Genomic DNA, 15740 nt, shown 5'->3' on the forward strand with positions numbered 1-15740 from the left:
GGCTTAAATCAACTCACTGGCAAGACGGGCCAGCAGCAGCTCACCGTCTTCTTTTTCGAGCAAATCCCCGGGGGCCGTGAAACTGACGACGCGCAGGGAAATGTCACTGACCTCCGGAGCGGAAAACAACTCGGCGACCCGGCCCAAACGCTGGGTGACAAACTCCAGCCCTTTGCCATCCGTGTGCGGCAGCATGATCCAGAAGAACTCTTCGGTGCTTCGCGAGCAGCGATCGGTTTCCCTGACGGATTCTTTCAGCCGATCCGTCAGGCTATCGATGAAGGCATGCCCGCGGTGCTCGCCAAGACGCGCCAGCGTACCGGCCAGATTGACGAAGCGCAGGCCGATCAGTGAGAACGCCGGCTGCTGGTAACGACGCACCACCTGCAGCTGCCAGGTCAAAAGCTCATAGAAATCCTTGCCGCCCAATAAATTGAGGCGGCCGAAATGGTTGATCGATCGATCGTTGAAGTCCTGGCGACAACGGAAGCGCCCCGCTTCCGCCAAACGAAAGTCTCGAACTTCACGTATGCGTAACTTGTCGGGCGCGTGTGACAAGCCGCAATCCAGGCAGCGCGCCTGCACATCGGCGTCGACAAAAAACGCCTGGCATGAGCGGCAGCGGTAGTTTTCCAATGGGCGGTCGTAGTCACTGCCGATGTGCCGCAAACGGTTCAGGCAGTTGGGGCACAGCAACAGGCCATCCTTGAGAAACGACTCCTGATGACCCACGTGACCACAGGTGAAGCAGTGCAATGAAGGTTGCCGGGAAATGTCCATCGCCTGACATTCGGCGCACACATCAATGTAATTGAGGCGCCCCGAACCACAGTCCGAACACAGACGTACCCGATCGACCAGCACGCCCTCTTCCAGCCAGTCGTGCTGCACCATCAGACTGAGCCAGACAAACGGGTTGACCTGCTCGGCATCCGCCAGTGCTTCAAGCAGCGGATAGCGATAATGCTGGGGGACTTCGGGGTCGCGCAGGGCAAACACATGGGCGTCGGCACGCAACCACAGCCAAGACAGCACCCGACTTTCAAACCGCTCGGGCGCAGAACCCTGCCGGAACAGGTTGAAGCGTTCTCGCCAAATCTCCCACAACATTTTTATTTCGCTTGTTTCGGCAGGGCATGCGCCATCGCCCAGCGCTTCACACCAGCTGTCCTGGTCTCGACAGCAATAAACGAGCTGGTAGCGATACGCTGGAGTCGAGCGCAATTTGCGCAACACTCGCCCGGCATAAGCCGCTGGCATATCAAGCAATAGAACATCGAATATGGGTGCAGCCAACAAACTGCTTAGATCCGAAAAGTGTTCAATCTCCGGAATATTAGAACTGGAAACCTTATGACCGAAAACTGCAATACGAGGATTTGGAGTCGACATGATGCACTCCCCCTAAGAAGCAACCAAGTGTGATCCAACACAAGATTACCAACACTAGCACCCCGTCAGAAAAATGCCCGACTAATTATAGAGTTATTTTTTGACACCGCCATCGCCAAAATATTGCCACCCAACATAATGACTCGCAATTATTAATACCATTAAACACTAAGCAAATAACCAAAATAAAATTATTTAAATTCAATAGCTTATTCCTAAATTACGACAGATAAAAAACTGATTTGTATGAATATACAGCGCAATTCAACTGCGCCTTAATGCGTCTTGTTATCAGATAAAAACACCTGACAAATTGCAGGCACACTGCAATGACAGTGATACTATTCAAGATCAAATAAGTTCAACGCTATTCGTCGGCAAAACAACTACTGCACGTACACTCCAAGTGTTACATCAACTTTACATTAGCGGCTTATCGACATCATTCAATTAAAACACTCTATAAATTTCATGAATTTTTTTGAGGGCATTTAATTGAGCGTTTCGATGAAACAACCGTCGCCGGAACCAGACAACCAATGACGTGAAGAACGCACCTGCCACTGCCAGCGCCGTGTCGACCTGAGAGTCCCATGGGTCATTTTGTGCAGCGACAAAAGCCTTCGCCGTGTCTTTTCCCAGGTACTGCCCACCTCTCCATTCCACGATTTCATAGAACGCCGAGGTCGTAGGACACCAGCGCACGGGTGTAGTACGACCCGGACTTGCGCCGCAAAGGCTTATTCAGGCCGGCGCACTGCCCTCACCTTCCCGCTGTTGCCGCCGCCACAGAAAAACCGGTCGTGGCCATCGAACTCAAGTCCCGAGACCCCGACGCCAGCCGGCATCCGGACGCTCTCCAAAACTTCGCCCGTGTCCGGATCGACTCGCCGCAACTCGCTCTCGTCACCTTCCCACGTGCCGTGCCACAGATCACCCTCAACCCAGGTCACCCCGGTGACAAAGCGGTTGGACTCAAGGGTGCGCAGCACTGCCCCGGTCTGGGGGTCGACCTGATGAATTTTGCGCTCGCGATATTCACCGACCCAGAGCGTCCCTTCGGCCCATGCCAGCCCCGAGTCGCCACCGCCGCCGGGCGCGGGGATGGTGGAGAGCACACGCCCGGTCTGTGGGTCGATTTTCTGGATGCGATCCTCGGCGATCTGAAACAGGTGCTGGCCGTCGAAGGCTGTGCCGGCATGGGCGGCGACATCGATCGAGCGCAGCGTCTTGCCGCTCGCCGGATCGAGAGCGTTGAGTTTGGCGCCGGAGGCAAACCAGACCTGCTGGCCGTCATGGGTGACGCCGTGCACGCTGTCGACGCCTGGAAAGGGTCCGTATTCGCGGATGATTTCGGCCGTTGAATGTTTCATGTCTTGCTCCTCGTTCACTAGGGTGGTGAAGTCGATGCTAGTCAGCCGGCAGCAATCCCGTGAGTAACAATACCGTCGCGAATCCCGGAACCTGCGGGGTCATCCAGCGACGTGCCCGGCCATGACCGAATGACTGCACTTTGCCGGCAGTCACCAGTGTGTCGAGGGCTCGTTGCACGGTGCGCTGACTGGCACCAAGCGCCAACGCCAAGGCCGAACTCGACCACGACTCGCCGTCAGCGAGGAAGGCGAGCAGCGTCGCATGCGGCTCTTCGACAGGCCGCGCCAGCACCACGACGTCACGCGCAACGTGCGGCACCAGCGCAAACCCTCGCGAGGTTGCGACTACATCGGCGATCAGGTGCAGCGCCCCGCGCAACCGCCCGAGTTCGACGCGCAACCGCGCGCGATGGGAGTCATCCGCGACTTTCATCCGAAAGGCTCGCGCAATCAGTGTCTCCCTCGGCACGTCGGCGGGCCACGCTTCGCCCAGCGCCCGGGCGAGCGCGAACAACACCGGACGCCGGGCGAGTGAAACCGCCGAGCCAGCGTCGCGCACGACATACCGGCACGCGTCCACGACCAGCATGGGGGATGCCAATAACGCTTCAATTTCATCGAGCAGCAGCGGCCGTTCCTGGCCACCGACAATCAGCCGCGCCGCCGGTGTGTCGAGGATGCGGGAAGCGCTTTCGATCTCTGCCGTCAACGCGGGGATACCGGCGCGTTGTGCGGCCCGCTCGGCACGTTCAAGTGCAGCGCGCGCCCTCTTTGTTTGCAGGCGGCGCATCGCGGTCCCCGCCACGACCAGTTCGTAGATCGCCCTCGATGCGGGAGGTAACGGCGTCGGATCGAGTTCGGCGAGCCGGTGTTCGGCCTCGTCGAGGTGCCCGATCAGCAGCAAGCGGCGGATCTCGAGGTACCGCGCATGGGCGGCGTTGACCCAATCGCCGTGCGCCTGAAGCGTCGCCCGAGCGGCATCGAGTGCCTTGGTCGGCCAAGTCAGATCCCGCGAGGCGAGCGCGATCTCGGCCTCGGCGAGGACACATCGCGCGCGGGCCAGAGCCTCCTTCGGCCCGAAGGCACGTGCGGCACTGCGTACCAGTGCCTTCGCGCGCACAAGGTCGCCCAACTGCGCCATCGCGATGCCGCGAAGCGCGAGGGCTGGCGCATCGTCGCGCAAGGCGATGCGGTTCAGCGCGCCGAGGGGATCACCCGCCGCGAGCGCACGGGCCGCCGCCGTGATCAGCGAATCCATCTGAAGCGCGCCACCTGCCACCCCCACCGTCCGATGCCCGCTGATCAGTCTATCTCACGACCGCTTAGCCGCACGCCGATCCGCTATGGGGAGCTGCTTACTTGATTGTAGGAGCTTGCGTTCGAAACGTGCGTCGCGGTTGAGCAATGCCTCAGTAATCGACCCAGACGCTCAAGCCCTTCGCGTGGAGCAATAACAATGAGCTGAGAGAGCGCTGCCACGATCGCCTGATCCGCTTGAGCAGAGGTAAACAACCGAAACTGCGCATCCGGCAAATCCGGCAACCCTTGCTCCGCACCCAGAGCCGCCAGTCCCTGCCCCAATTGACTGACCGTCATCGGCGCCACCGCGAAACCAGCCAACGCCGCCGCCCGCAATCCCGCGATGCTGGCGCAGGACATCGCCGTACGTTGGGCGATCCCCGCCTGAGCCAGCCGCCTCACTCGTTAGCTGACGCTTGAAGTGCTCTCGCGTTGTAAACTGACAGCCGGCCCATACACCGCCCTTCACCACCTCAAGCAAGAGATCCCCCATGGCAAACCACGACATCACCTTTCTCCCCGACCCAGACCCGGAATCCATCTCCTCCGACGTCGCCGGTTTCGGCGGCCTGTTGGTCTCCACTCAAATCCCTACCCGCGCCGATGGCAGTCTGGAGCTGGGCGATATCGCCCTGCAGAGTGAATGCACCCTGCAAGCGCTCAAGGTAGCGTTGGAGCTAGCCGGCAGTTCGATGGATCGGGTTCTGCATCTGACCATTTACCTCACCGACATGGCCGACCGCGCCGCTTTCAACGAAGTCTACAAGCGCTTCTTCGCCAAGCCGTGGCCGGTTCGCGCCGCCGTTGGCGTGGCGTCCCTGGCGGTCGAAGGGATGCGCGTGGAAGTCACCGCGATGGCGGCCAAGGGCTGAGTCTGCGGACATGTCCGGTGGCCCTGCTCCAACGAGTGTCCACCACCGGGCATCACTCATTCAGGGAGATCCTCACCGGTACGCAAAAAAGCAGTGATTATTTAACGAGCCGTTTTTCCTTGGAAGGCCTGTAGCCGAAGTACGAGCTATAGCACTTGCTGAAATGACTGGGCGACACAAAGCCACAGGCAACCAACACGTCTACCTGTGACAGCTCTGTGTGCTGGAGAAGTCGACGCGCTTCAGTGATGCGCAGCTCCATGTAATATCGCTGCGGGGTTGTCCCGAGCTGTTCCTTGAACAAGCGCTCGAGTTGTCGCCGGGAACGACCCGCGTAGACCGCCAGCTGCTCCAGCTCCAAAGGCTCTTCGAGGTTGGCATCCATCAGCTTGACCACCTCTCGCAACGGCGCGCTCACACAAATATTTTCAGCCGGTTTGATGCGCCTATAGCGAGACTCTTCGAAAGCAAGAATGTCCTCGATACCCTCGACCAGGGCTTTATCGTGTAGTTCTTTGATCCAGTCCAACGCCATATGAAATGCCCCAGAGGGGCTGGAAGCGGTGAGCCGGTCTCGATCGATGACATAGGGCTCACTGGTGACATGCGTCGCCTTGGAGATTTCCGCGAGTGCGGGACGATGTTCGGGGTGAATGGCGCAACGGTATCCATCGAGCAAGCCTGCGCTGCCCAGGAACCATGCACCGTTCCACAACCCCGCCAGACTGACGCCCTGATCTGCCGCCGCTCGCAACAGGCTGATGAACTCATCCGTCGCCTTCAGTTCTGTCCTGTAGCCGCCGCAAATGACCAGCAGGTCCAGGTTGTGAATCGCTGAAGAATCGATGCGTGCATCCGGCCGAATGACCAGGCCCAGGTCGCTGATGACCTCCCCCTCATTCAAGCCGAACGTTCGGGAAGAGAACAACCCGGGGCGCAGAAGATTCGCGGTGACAATCGTGTCCAGTGCTTGCGTGAACGCGGGCAGCGAGAAATGCTCGAGCAGCAAAAAGCCTGCCCGAGTCATTCGAGCAGGCTCGCCAGTGTTTTCATTCAGATAGCGGAGGTTTTTTCCTTTCATGCCTCCGCTGAATTGACGTCGTTCGATCAATGTTCGACCCACTCGGCTACGTTAACCAACCTGTCATTTGGTGCGCTAATAAAGCGTCATGCTACCTGCAGAAGCTCAAAAATCCCTAGCACCATTATGCGACCGATCAGGCTAGTTGAAAGCCGTGACGAAGCGGGTCTTTATCATCGACGAAAATCGTATTGTGGCCGGTGATCCGGGCCCAGCCACAAATACTTGAAAACCCGAACTCCCTCCATACCGCTGTATCTAATGTGTAGGCCAATGGAGGTGAGCGAAATGAACAATGATGATGTTAATGACGACGAATCAGAAACGACCTCGAACGTCCCGCCTGCCGATACGTCGGGCAAACCCGTCGATGTGGTCGAAAGAGAGCTTGAGGACAGCGACAGTGACGCCGAAAGTTTAGATGAAGCGCGAAACCAGGAGCGGGAGGCTGAAGAACTCCGGCGAAAAGTAGCGGAGATAGAACGTAAAGTGGCGGACGGTAATTAGCAAAATGCCGGAGGGGCGAGAGACATCATGATGCAGATGCTGGCCGAGGGTGATCTCACAAACGGGGTTATGCGCTCCGATATTTGACCGCTTTGAGTTTTGGATTCAACCGGTCGATGCAACAGATTGCAATTGGGCCAAAACCGGTCAATATCGCTCCTTTCGTCTACCCTCACAAAGCGCCAGCAGCATCGGCTTGTGTCAGGCGCCTCGACATTCTTTCGTTAATACACCGGAGATCTTCCATGCTCAAGCGCACCCTGGCAATGACTGCCTGCTTGACTCTGTCATTTTGCACCCTGTTGGCGCAGGCCGCCGACACCCTGAAAGTCAGCGCGATTCCCGATGAAGCCCCTACCGAACTGCTCCGCAAGTTCAAGCCGCTTGGCGCCTATCTGGAACAACAGTTGGGCATGAAGGTCGAGTTCGTGCCCGTAAGCGACTATCCGGCCGTGGTCGAGGCGCTGGCCACCGACCGCATCGACCTGGCCTGGCTGGGCGGCTTCACGTTCGTGCAGGCACGCCTGAAAACCGGCAATGCCATTCCGCTGGTACAGCGCGAACAGGACGCCCAATTCACCAGCAAATTCATCACCGCCGACCCTGCCGTCAAGTCCCTCGCCGATCTCAAGGGCAAGACCTTTGCATTCGGCTCGGTGTCCTCCACGTCGGGCAGTCTTATGCCGCGCTACTTTATGCTCAAGGACGGCATCAAGCCTGAAACTTACTTTAGTCGCGTGGGCTACTCCGGCGCCCATGACGCCACTGTCGCCTGGGTCCAGGCCGGCAAAGTGGACGCCGGGGTACTGAACGCCAGCGTGTGGGAAAAACTGGTCGCTGCCGGCAAGGTCGACACCACCAAAGTCAGAGTGTTTGCGACCACTCCGGCCTACTTCGACTACAACTGGACGGTGCGCGGAACCCTCGACCCAGCGCTGGCGGCCAAGATTAAGGCAGCCTTCCTGGCTCTCGATCCGGCGAAGCCTGCGGACAAGGAAATTCTGGATCTGCAGGCCGCCAGCCAGTTCATCGAAACCAAACCTGAGAACTATAAGGGCATCGAGGAAGCCGCCCTCGCCGCCGAACTGCTCAAATGACATTGCGTCTGACCCAGGTCAGCCTTACCCACGCCAACGGCGTTCAAGCGCTGCGTGGCGTGGACTTGCACATCGGTGCAAGCGAACAGGTCGCTATCATCGGCCCGTCCGGCGCGGGTAAGTCGAGCCTGCTCAATCTACTGGCCACCGCCCTGCGACCGGGTAGCGGCGAGCTGCAAGTGCTCGGCGAGCGAGCCTGGCAGCTTTCTGCCCGTCAGCGCCAGCGTCTGCGCGCGCGCATCGGCCTGATCCATCAGTCGCCTCCCCTGCCACCGCGCCAGCGTGTGGTCACCGCGGTTCTGGCCGGAAAGCTGGGTCAGTGGGGTTTGGGCAAGAGCCTGTTGAACCTGGTGCATCCACTGGATATTCCGGGCGCACGCGCGGCATTGGCCCGGCTGGACCTGAGTGACAAGTTGTTCGCGCAATGCCAGCAACTGTCCGGTGGGCAGCTACAGCGCGTGGGCATTGCCCGCGTGTTATATCAAGCACCCGAGGTGTTGCTGGCCGATGAGCCGGTATCGGCCATGGACCCGGTGTTGGCCCAGCACACGCTCTCGGTGCTCTGTCGCCATGCCCGGCAGCACAACGTCACCCTGGTCGCCAGCCTGCATGCGGTGGAGCTGGCCCTGGCGCACTTTTCGCGCATCATCGGCTTGCGTGATGGACAGATCCTGTTCGACCTTGCGGCCAGCGAAGTCGACGGAGAGTTGCTCGACAAGCTCTACGCCAACGAACAACTGCAATCCCCACCGATTGCTCCGGCGCCCTTGAGTGTGCAGATTCCCCGATGCTGACCCGTGATACCCGAGATCCCGCCACCCGGCCCCGCCTGCTGTTCACCTTGCTGGCCCTTGCCTTGCTGTGGCCGGGCATCCACTTCAGCGAGTTGGACCTCAGCGTGCTGGTGGCGAGTGACAGTCAGAGCGAGATGGGCCGGTTTGTATCAGCCTTCTGGCCACCGGCCCATGGCGAAGAGTTCATTGAGCTGTTGTTGCAAGCCACCCTGCAGACCTTGGCCATCGCCACGGCCGGTATGGCCCTGGCGTTGCTGTTGGCAGTCCCCGCCAGCCTGTTGGCCAGCCGTGCTCTGTCGCTGTCTGCTGCCTCTCGCGCCGGCCATCCGAGCTATTGGGGTCAGCTGCTGCGTTGGCCTGTACGTGGTTTACTGATCTTCCTGCGCAGCGTGCCGGAAATCGTCTGGGCCCTGCTGTTCGTGCGCGCCGTCGGCCTCGGTCCGACTGCCGGGGTACTGGCCATTGCCATTACCTACAGCGGCATGCTGGGCAAGGTCTACGCGGAAATTTTCGAGTCGGTCGACCAGCGTCCGGCCCACGCGCTACTGCAATCGGGCAGCGGTCGGCTCGCAGCCTTTTTCTACGGGATCCTGCCCAATGTCGCTGCGGAACTGCTCTCGTACACGGTGTACCGCTGGGAATGCGCAATCCGCGCCTCGGTGGTGATGGGCTTTGTCGGTGCCGGCGGTCTGGGCCAGCAAATGGATCTGTCGTTGCGCATGTTCGCCGGCGGTGAAGTGGCCAGTTTGTTACTGACGTTTCTCGTACTGGTGCTGCTCGCCGATCAACTCAGCCGACTGCTACGCTGGAGGCTGACATGAATCGCCTGATCAATCTGGCACTGCTGCTCTGCATCGGCGCCGCGGTGATCGCCTCGTTCAGCTACCTGGGCATCGACCTCGGTGAGCTGGGCGGCACCGGCAATTTGAAGCAGATGGGCGCTTATGCGCAGCGCTTTCTCAGCCCGGACCTGAGCCCCGGCCATCTGCAAGCCATCGGCCACGGCGCCCTGGAAACCATTGCCATGTCCGCCCTTGGCACCCTGCTCGCGGCGGTACTCGGTCTGCTATTGGCATTGCCCGCGGCCGGGCGCTTCGGCTGGCCATTGCAGAGCGCATCGCGCCTGGTGCTCAACGCCTTGCGCGCGGTGCCGGAACTGGTGTGGGCCGCGTTGATGGTCCTTGCCGCCGGTCTCGGCCCCAATGCCGGTACCCTGGCATTAGCCCTGCACACCACCGGCGTACTTGGTCGGTTGTTCGCCGAAGCGCTGGAAAACACCCCACCAGAACCCGCCGAAGCCATTCGCCTGCAGGGCGGCAACCCCGTATGGGCTTTCTGTTACGGCACACTGCCCAACCTGTTGCCGCAGCTACTGGCCTACGTCCTGTACCGCTGGGAAAACAATATCCGCATGGCCAGTGTGCTCGGCTTCGTCGGCGCAGGTGGTTTGGGCCAAATGCTCTATGTCAGCCTCAGCCTGTTCCAGGAAGCGCAAGCCAGCACGGTAATTCTGGCCATGCTGTTACTGGTATTCGCCGTCGATACATTGAGCAGTTGGAGCCGTCAACGCTGGGTCAAGGCTTGACTGCTTTCGGCGCCCGGCAATCGTTCAGTGGGTCTTCGAAGCTATGCGAACCCGAGGAACGACAAGATAACCACGACGATCACAATTACCCCAACGATGTAGATGATGTTGTTCATGAAGGCCACCTCTCAACCTGGACAGGACTGCGACGCGAGGATGCTACAAATACAAGGTACTGCACCTTTGCGCGCAATTCCATTCGGAACACACAGAGGCCCCGCTCTCGCCGAAACCTTGGTTTGACGCTGGGGCAAAGGGGACGGATTCATTTCCCTGAACGGACTACTCCGAAACCACCGCGGTGCCTAACGACTTTCGTAGATAGGCTGCCGACGCAGGACACAAATGCTTGAACTGGGCGGTTTGACGAATAGCGAGCGGCGCTTCATCCCTATCGAAAATTTCATACCCATTGGTTGTAAAAAATCCAGTAGCGCTTTGAGTTAGCAAGTGCAACCGAAGCGCACCCTGGGAAGCAGCATATCGTTCCAGCTCAGACAGCACAGCTTTGCCCAGCCCTTTCCCGCGATACAACTCACAAACGACCAGTGAGCGAAGCAGCATGTCTTGACCAGCCCCCTCCAGACCACCGTACGCGATCCATTTTCCGTCCATCTCAAAACGGAAAAACTGCCGACCCGGGTCGCTTACATCATCAAAGGGCAATGCTGCTTGACTCAGAGCCTCACGGAGCTGAATCAATCCGTTCGCCTCGATTTTAAACATCTGCATTATCAGCCCTTCTACAGCCGCCAAAGCCCTCAAGGCTAGCAGACTTGGCCGCTGCAGCATTGTCGCCTGTCGGCGACGCGGTATTGGCCGCGTTCTGTTGCCAAAGACGAGGCCGCACCCTTTCTTCGATTGTGTTGATAGTAACAATCAGCATGAATACGTCGTTCGCCTACCAACTGGATGGCAGCTTGTTTGCGAGTTTTAAACATCACTGTAATCACCACCCTCCATATCCCTGTGAGAATCCCATGCAAGACTGGAAGCAAACTCGTAAAGACATCAACACTCGTCTGGTAGAGCTCAACGGCCTTTCTCCGGAAACGATGAAAGGCACACAACCGGGAGACGAGATAGGCTCTCGTCAGCCCATACGCGGGAATAAAATTCAGGAGGTGAGCGATAAGCGGCTGGAGCCACTTACTTGGCCATCTGCATAAGACAGCGCTCAGGCTTCCTCGACCGCCGCAGTCATTTCATCTCAGCTCGATCAGGACAAGGCGAGCGCCGACCTGTGGAATGCTGTGCTGGATGTCGCGCGTTCGCTTCTGGGTGAGGCGTGCCATGAGCTACATAGATCAGCTCTCAGAAGAAATGATTGAGTCGTGACTGGATTCAGCAGCCAGCTTCAATCGGTCAGCTTTACTAATGTATTTGGACTTGCTTGGCGGTGCCAATTTGGCACTAGCCTTTTTGGCGTGAGCCTTTAATAACTGCTTTATTTTTTTACGACGATTCATATTTTTCTACTCGGTTTGTAAGCGCTTGAATGATATCAGCTTAAAATATTGGGCCTGGATGAAACACCCCATCGGTTGCATCCAGCCTTTGGGGTGCGATTCATCAAGCCATCAAGAGCGCCCTACGGAACCGGTGACCGGTAGATTTCCAAGCAATTTGAGCCCGGTACTCTTCACGAAAGCGTCATAGTCCATCGGTCTCTCGATGCGAGTTTCAGCGTTGGGTAGTACGTAGGCCCAGGCACGCTTGGACGACGCGTCGTAAACCAGCTTGAACAGGCGGGTCGGCACCCAGACCTTGTTGTCGCCGATGGTGGTGTGGCCTGAGTCAAAGAGCGGGCCGGTAAAGACAAAAACATTACCATCGGCTCGCTTGGCAAATTTCCTGACATCGGACTCGACCTTACTCCAGATCTTCCGGTTATTGGTTGGGTCTTGCGGCACCATGTTCGACAGTGCAAAGGATTGGGCCATTGCATTGGGGTTCGGTGCATCGGCTGCCGGGGATTGATGGCCGCGGTCCACAGCCGGATGTTGGCTACGGTAGTCGCTCAACTTCTGCCCGCCCACTCTTGGGGATGCGTGGGTCCGGGTAAAACTGGTTGGTGCGCTCCTCGCCTTTGGCATCCTGCAGCTGGGCGGCATTAAGGCGTTCGACCACTACCAATGGCGTCTTGCTGGTTTGCGAGTACAGCACCGCAAAGTTGTCGGAACACAGGGCCAGGGGTTTCATTGTTGCAGGCACAGTGGCCATGTTGATGGGTTTCGCAGCCGGGAACAGCTCTGCGCAGCCGTCAAACGATGCCTGTTTCTGTATGTTTGAATAGAGGCCCAGGGCCGCGCTCTGGCTGACCGAGCCGGAGCGGGATACTTGTTCCTGATGCTGGGTGGGCGGTTTGAGGAGATCCAGCAGACTGCGGGCTTCTGCCCCGGTCGAGAGCAAAACAAGGGCCGACAGCCCAACTGCAATTTTGCGTAGGTGCATGCTTTAAATCTTCGAATAGGATTGAGGGGTAAACGTACGACGAGTCCCGATTCACGGAACCAGGTGGAGGCGGTTGCTGATTAAATTGCGGCAAGCATGCTTTCACTGTCCTTGATCAAAATGCCGATGCGGATCCGGTCGGTTCCGAGCAGTACGACTGCTGATGGTCGTTGCGGGATTTATTGACCATCACAAGTCACTTTAGTGCTGAGTAGCGTTTACATTCGACTTACCAATGCTCGTCGAAGAAGCGACCGGTAGAGTACGGCCAGAAAGCTACCAGATCCGCGATAAACCCAGCCGAGGCCAGCAAGCCCGGGATATAGACATCGTGCTCAACGGCACAACAACCCCATGGGCAAACCCGATCATAGCGCTCTATGATTGAACCCCATGACGACCTCTCTTCCGATCCGCCAACCCTGCCCGCCCGGAGCTTGCATCTGCGAGCGTGAGCCATTGCTGGAAACCCCCGGCGCGGATTTGCGCATCCTGAGCCTGACCCGGTCGGAGGAAAAGCGCTTGGTCGAGCGCCTGGAGAACCTCCAGAGCCTCGGCGATCTGGAGCGTCTGCAACGCAGGATGTACGAGCAGTTGGGTCTGCGCGTGGAGATCGTCCCGGGCTTCAATGAAGTGCGCACCATGCGCGGCATCAACATCACCCTCGGCGAACTGCCGGGCCTGTGTCGCAAAACCCGTCAGTCGATTCCGGCGGCGATTCGACGCGGGTTGGAGAAGCGCCCGGAGATTGCCTACGAGCTGCTCAATGCCAACGACTTGTTGCGTGATGCCTGATGGTTTGCACTGTTATCCCGATATGTTCGTTTCAAATGCCCTGAAAGAGGATCAGCGGTCGTACGCAAAACGCGGGCCGCTGCTATGCCTTTTCATGGGAGAAAGGTTTTCAGGCCAGCCAGGATGGAGTTGGAAACACAGGCGTGACCGTGGCCCCGGCGCCAGCCAGGTGCGCGAAGATAAAGGTGCCAATCCGTAGCAGGAGGTGGCAGATGTTATTCATCGTCAGTTGGTCCATCAGTCCGCAACATCGTAATAGCGCGATCGAACGCTTTCTCAAGACCGGTGGCGCGCCACCTGCAGGCGTCAAGATGCTGGGGCGCTGGCACGCCGTCGGTGGCTCGAGTGGTTTTGGCATTGCAGAAGCCGATGATCCGGTGTCGATTCAGAAGTGGGTGCTGGAATGGAGCGACCTCATGAGCATGGAAGTCCACGCCGCATTGACCGATGAACAGGCGGCGCCGCTGCTGGCTACCGCACTCGGCAAGCAATAGTCGACGAGGCGGCGAGTGCCCTCGCCGCCTTCCTTCTGATTCACTACTTTTTCATCCCGACCCGCCGCCGCATTTCGGCAGTAATCGTCTGTCGGGTTTTCTTCAGGTCGGCCCAGGGTTCGTCACCGGTTTCGGCCAGGCGTTCATGCACGTTGTGCACGTTCCATTGATTGCCGCCCTTGAGCTCGGCAACCTCTTCCCGAAAGATCGGCACCGACACCGGCAGACCTTCGCGAGTGCGCACGGCGTAGGCGCAAATAGTGGTGGCGCCCAGACCGTTGCGCAGGTAATCGATGAAGATACGCCCGACGCGGTTTTTCGGGCCGGACACCGCAGAAAAGCGATCCGGCAGTAATTTGGCCATGTGGCTGACGATCGCGTGGCTGAAGTCCTTGACCTCGTCCCAGCCGTGTTTGCGGGTCAGCGGTACCACCAGGTGAATCCCCTTGCCGCCGCTGGTTTTGAGAAACGCCTTGAGCCCCAGTTCATCCAGCACCGTGAGGGTTAGCTGAGTCGCTTCGATCATACTTTTCCAGGGTAGCGCCGGATCCGGGTCGAGATCGAGGACAAAACGGTCGGGTTTATCCAGATCGACTGACGTGGCATTCCAGGTGTGCAGTTCCACCGTGCTCATCTGCACCGCGCCGATCAGCGCTTTGGCGTTGTTGATGATCATCACCGGTTGGCCTGTCAGTTCCTTGTCCAGGGTAACAATCCCCGGAATGGCCAGGCGTTCGGCGTTCTTCTGAAAGAACAGTTCACCGGCGATGCCGTCCGGCGCGCGCACCAGCGCCACCGGCCGGTCCTTGAGTTGCGGCAGAATCCATTCGGCAGCGCTGGCGTAGTATTCCGCCAGTTGCATCTTGGTGGTGCCGCTGCTGGCGTCGATCACCCGGTCCGGGTGCGTGATGCGCACCTTGCCGCTGGCCAGCCCTATCTGCGACGGCGCGACAGTCGACTGGGCGGTTTTTGGCTCGGCGGCGTCAGGTTTCTCGGCGACGGATTTCTTCTTCGCCGCGGATTCTGCTGCGGCGGTTTTCGAGGCTGATGTTTTCGAGGCTGAAGTGTTCACGGTTTTCGGCACCTCCTCGGTGATTTCTTCGGCAGGCTTGTCATCGCGCAAACCATGGAACACGGCGTGGCGCACCGAGCCGTCCTTGGTCATTTCGGCGAAGGCCACTTCCGCCAGCAGTGTGGGTTTGAGCCAATGCACGCCCTTGGCTTCAAAACCGCTAGGCGGATTGACCACCGATGGCTTTTTCGTCTGCAGCGGTTTCAATTGCTCATAAATGCGCTTGAGAGTCGCCTCGTTGAACCCGGTGCCAACCTTGCCGGCATAGCGCAATTCACCGCTGTCGCGGTCGTGCAATCCCAGCAACAACGCGCCAAAGGCACTGCGTGCACCTTTGGGGTCGGTGAAGCCGACCACGACGAATTCCTGCCGATGCTTACACTTGAGTTTGATCCAGTCACTGGTGCGCCGGGACACATAAGGCGATCCCAGGCGCTTGCCGATCAGCCCTTCCATCTGCATTTCGCAGGCACTGTTGAGCAAGGCCTCCGGGGATTCGCCGAAGGCGTCGGAGAATCGCAACAGCGGGTTGTCATTGGGCTTGAGCACGGTCGCCAGCGCCGCCCTGCGCTCCTCGACGGGTACTTCGCGCAGGTCCACACCGTTGAGGTAGGGCAAGTCGAACAGGTAATAAACGATGCTGCCACTTCGGCCGGAATCGAACGCGTTTTGCAGCGCCTGAAAATCCGGAACGCCCTGTTCGTTGACCACCACCATTTCGCCGTCGAGCCAGGCCGACTCCAGGCCCAGCGCTGCCAGTGCCTCGGCTTGTCCGGGTAATTTGTGGGTCCAGTCGTGACCATTGCGAGTGAAGAGTTTGACCTCGTCGTGGTCGATGCGCGCCATGACCCGGTAGCCGTCGAATTTGATCTCATAGCTCCATTCGCCGCTCGGCGCAGATTCCACCAACGTCGCCAGTTCGGGT

The 15740-nt window shown here is 58.8% G+C and carries 16 protein-coding genes and 3 pseudogenes; 8 read left to right on the top strand and 11 right to left on the bottom strand.

Going from position 1 to position 15740, the window contains the following annotated elements; translation table 11 throughout:
• Positions 1–3: 3 nt before the first annotated feature.
• The 5 genes and pseudogenes from IC37_RS04075 to IC37_RS04095 all read right to left on the bottom strand — a co-directional run.
• Positions 4–1110, bottom strand: coding sequence for a diguanylate cyclase domain-containing protein (locus tag IC37_RS04075; protein ID WP_371916305.1), 1107 nt, complete (start codon positions 1108–1110; stop codon positions 4–6).
• Between the two features lie 732 nt (positions 1111–1842).
• Positions 1843–2136, bottom strand: coding sequence for a DUF2238 domain-containing protein (locus tag IC37_RS04080; protein ID WP_256580651.1), 294 nt, complete (start codon positions 2134–2136; stop codon positions 1843–1845).
• Entirely contained in the window at positions 2133–2765 is a 633-nt protein-coding gene (locus tag IC37_RS04085) for a PQQ-binding-like beta-propeller repeat protein (protein WP_030128959.1), read from the bottom strand. The genes IC37_RS04080 and IC37_RS04085 overlap by 4 nt, the downstream gene beginning before the upstream one ends.
• Before the next feature lie 37 nt (positions 2766–2802).
• The gene (locus IC37_RS04090; RefSeq protein WP_030128960.1) at positions 2803–4023 is read right to left on the bottom strand and encodes a hypothetical protein; all 1221 of its coding nucleotides are present in this window, start codon (positions 4021–4023) and stop codon (positions 2803–2805) included.
• 194 nt (positions 4024–4217) lie between these two features.
• Positions 4218–4460: pseudogene (locus tag IC37_RS04095) on the bottom strand (LysR family transcriptional regulator); the annotation flags it as partial.
• Positions 4461–4555: 95 nt separating this feature from the next.
• Between IC37_RS04095 and IC37_RS04100 the strand changes: the two are divergent.
• Complete coding sequence (locus IC37_RS04100; protein ID WP_030128962.1) at positions 4556–4936, top strand: RidA family protein; 381 nt, start codon at positions 4556–4558, stop codon at positions 4934–4936.
• Positions 4937–5033: 97 nt separating this feature from the next.
• Here the strand turns inward: IC37_RS04100 and IC37_RS04105 are convergent, their stop codons facing one another.
• Complete coding sequence (locus tag IC37_RS04105) at positions 5034–6047, bottom strand: GlxA family transcriptional regulator (RefSeq protein ID WP_177409372.1); 1014 nt, start codon at positions 6045–6047, stop codon at positions 5034–5036.
• A 106-nt stretch (positions 6048–6153) separates the two neighbouring features.
• Positions 6154–6243 (bottom strand): annotated as a pseudogene (locus IC37_RS04110) (proline racemase family protein); the annotation flags it as partial.
• 62 nt (positions 6244–6305) lie between these two features.
• Between IC37_RS04110 and IC37_RS04115 the strand changes: the two are divergent.
• From IC37_RS04115 to phnE (IC37_RS04135), 5 genes are all read left to right on the top strand, one after another.
• Entirely contained in the window at positions 6306–6524 is a 219-nt protein-coding gene (locus IC37_RS04115; RefSeq protein WP_030128964.1) for a hypothetical protein, read from the top strand.
• 245 nt (positions 6525–6769) lie between these two features.
• On the top strand, positions 6770–7621 hold the full coding sequence (locus IC37_RS04120) for a putative selenate ABC transporter substrate-binding protein (RefSeq protein WP_030128965.1): 852 nt from the start codon (positions 6770–6772) through the stop codon (positions 7619–7621).
• Positions 7618–8415: a phosphonate ABC transporter ATP-binding protein gene (locus tag IC37_RS04125; RefSeq protein ID WP_030128966.1), complete on the top strand. Its 798-nt coding sequence runs from the start codon at positions 7618–7620 to the stop codon at positions 8413–8415. The genes IC37_RS04120 and IC37_RS04125 overlap by 4 nt, the downstream gene beginning before the upstream one ends.
• Complete coding sequence (phnE, locus tag IC37_RS04130) at positions 8409–9236, top strand: phosphonate ABC transporter, permease protein PhnE (protein WP_030128967.1); 828 nt, start codon at positions 8409–8411, stop codon at positions 9234–9236. The genes IC37_RS04125 and phnE (IC37_RS04130) overlap by 7 nt, the downstream gene beginning before the upstream one ends.
• Positions 9233–10000, top strand: coding sequence for a phosphonate ABC transporter, permease protein PhnE (gene phnE / locus IC37_RS04135; RefSeq protein WP_030128968.1), 768 nt, complete (start codon positions 9233–9235; stop codon positions 9998–10000). The genes phnE (IC37_RS04130) and phnE (IC37_RS04135) overlap by 4 nt, the downstream gene beginning before the upstream one ends.
• A 282-nt stretch (positions 10001–10282) precedes the next feature.
• Here the strand turns inward: phnE (IC37_RS04135) and arsN2 are convergent, their stop codons facing one another.
• The 3 genes and pseudogenes from arsN2 to IC37_RS04155 all read right to left on the bottom strand — a co-directional run bounded on the left by arsN2 (position 10283) and on the right by IC37_RS04155 (position 12454).
• Entirely contained in the window at positions 10283–10732 is a 450-nt protein-coding gene (gene arsN2 / locus IC37_RS04140) for an arsenic resistance N-acetyltransferase ArsN2 (protein WP_030128969.1), read from the bottom strand.
• A 575-nt stretch (positions 10733–11307) separates the two neighbouring features.
• Positions 11308–11469: a DUF2986 domain-containing protein gene (locus IC37_RS04150; RefSeq protein ID WP_081729292.1), complete on the bottom strand. Its 162-nt coding sequence runs from the start codon at positions 11467–11469 to the stop codon at positions 11308–11310.
• Positions 11470–11580: 111 nt separating this feature from the next.
• Positions 11581–12454 (bottom strand): annotated as a pseudogene (locus tag IC37_RS04155) (DNA/RNA non-specific endonuclease).
• A 393-nt stretch (positions 12455–12847) separates the two neighbouring features.
• Between IC37_RS04155 and IC37_RS04160 the strand changes: the two are divergent.
• Together IC37_RS04160 and IC37_RS04165 are read left to right on the top strand one after the other, a co-directional pair.
• Complete coding sequence (locus IC37_RS04160; protein WP_008073195.1) at positions 12848–13249, top strand: hypothetical protein; 402 nt, start codon at positions 12848–12850, stop codon at positions 13247–13249.
• Positions 13250–13461: 212 nt separating this feature from the next.
• Positions 13462–13743 carry a DUF3303 domain-containing protein gene (locus tag IC37_RS04165; protein WP_030128970.1) on the top strand — a complete coding sequence of 94 codons (282 nt, stop codon included), beginning with the start codon at positions 13462–13464 and terminating at the stop codon, positions 13741–13743.
• 43 nt (positions 13744–13786) lie between these two features.
• Here IC37_RS04165 and ligD read toward each other — a convergent pair.
• A partial coding sequence (ligD, locus tag IC37_RS04170) for a DNA ligase D (protein ID WP_095920340.1) occupies positions 13787–15740 on the bottom strand: 1954 nt, incomplete at its 5' end.

The organism is Pseudomonas sp. QTF5, assembly GCF_000512695.2.
In the GTDB taxonomy this organism is placed as follows: Bacteria; Pseudomonadota; Gammaproteobacteria; order Pseudomonadales; family Pseudomonadaceae; genus Aquipseudomonas.

Bases quoted from the DNA above. Each gene is read 5' to 3' on its own strand.
- IC37_RS04075 (WP_371916305.1), bottom strand. From the start codon at position 1,110: ATGTTGTGGGAGATTTGGCGAGAACGCTTCAACCTGTTCCGGCAGGGT.
- IC37_RS04085 (WP_030128959.1), bottom strand. From the start codon at position 2,765: ATGAAACATTCAACGGCCGAAATCATCCGCGAATACGGACCCTTTCCA.
- IC37_RS04090 (WP_030128960.1), bottom strand. From the start codon at position 4,023: ATGGATTCGCTGATCACGGCGGCGGCCCGTGCGCTCGCGGCGGGTGAT.
- IC37_RS04100 (WP_030128962.1), top strand. From the start codon at position 4,556: ATGGCAAACCACGACATCACCTTTCTCCCCGACCCAGACCCGGAATCC.
- IC37_RS04115 (WP_030128964.1), top strand. From the start codon at position 6,306: ATGAACAATGATGATGTTAATGACGACGAATCAGAAACGACCTCGAAC.
- IC37_RS04120 (WP_030128965.1), top strand. From the start codon at position 6,770: ATGCTCAAGCGCACCCTGGCAATGACTGCCTGCTTGACTCTGTCATTT.
- IC37_RS04125 (WP_030128966.1), top strand. From the start codon at position 7,618: ATGACATTGCGTCTGACCCAGGTCAGCCTTACCCACGCCAACGGCGTT.
- phnE (WP_030128967.1), top strand. From the start codon at position 8,409: ATGCTGACCCGTGATACCCGAGATCCCGCCACCCGGCCCCGCCTGCTG.
- phnE (WP_030128968.1), top strand. From the start codon at position 9,233: ATGAATCGCCTGATCAATCTGGCACTGCTGCTCTGCATCGGCGCCGCG.
- arsN2 (WP_030128969.1), bottom strand. From the start codon at position 10,732: ATGCAGATGTTTAAAATCGAGGCGAACGGATTGATTCAGCTCCGTGAG.
- IC37_RS04150 (WP_081729292.1), bottom strand. From the start codon at position 11,469: ATGAATCGTCGTAAAAAAATAAAGCAGTTATTAAAGGCTCACGCCAAA.
- IC37_RS04160 (WP_008073195.1), top strand. From the start codon at position 12,848: ATGACGACCTCTCTTCCGATCCGCCAACCCTGCCCGCCCGGAGCTTGC.
- IC37_RS04165 (WP_030128970.1), top strand. From the start codon at position 13,462: ATGTTATTCATCGTCAGTTGGTCCATCAGTCCGCAACATCGTAATAGC.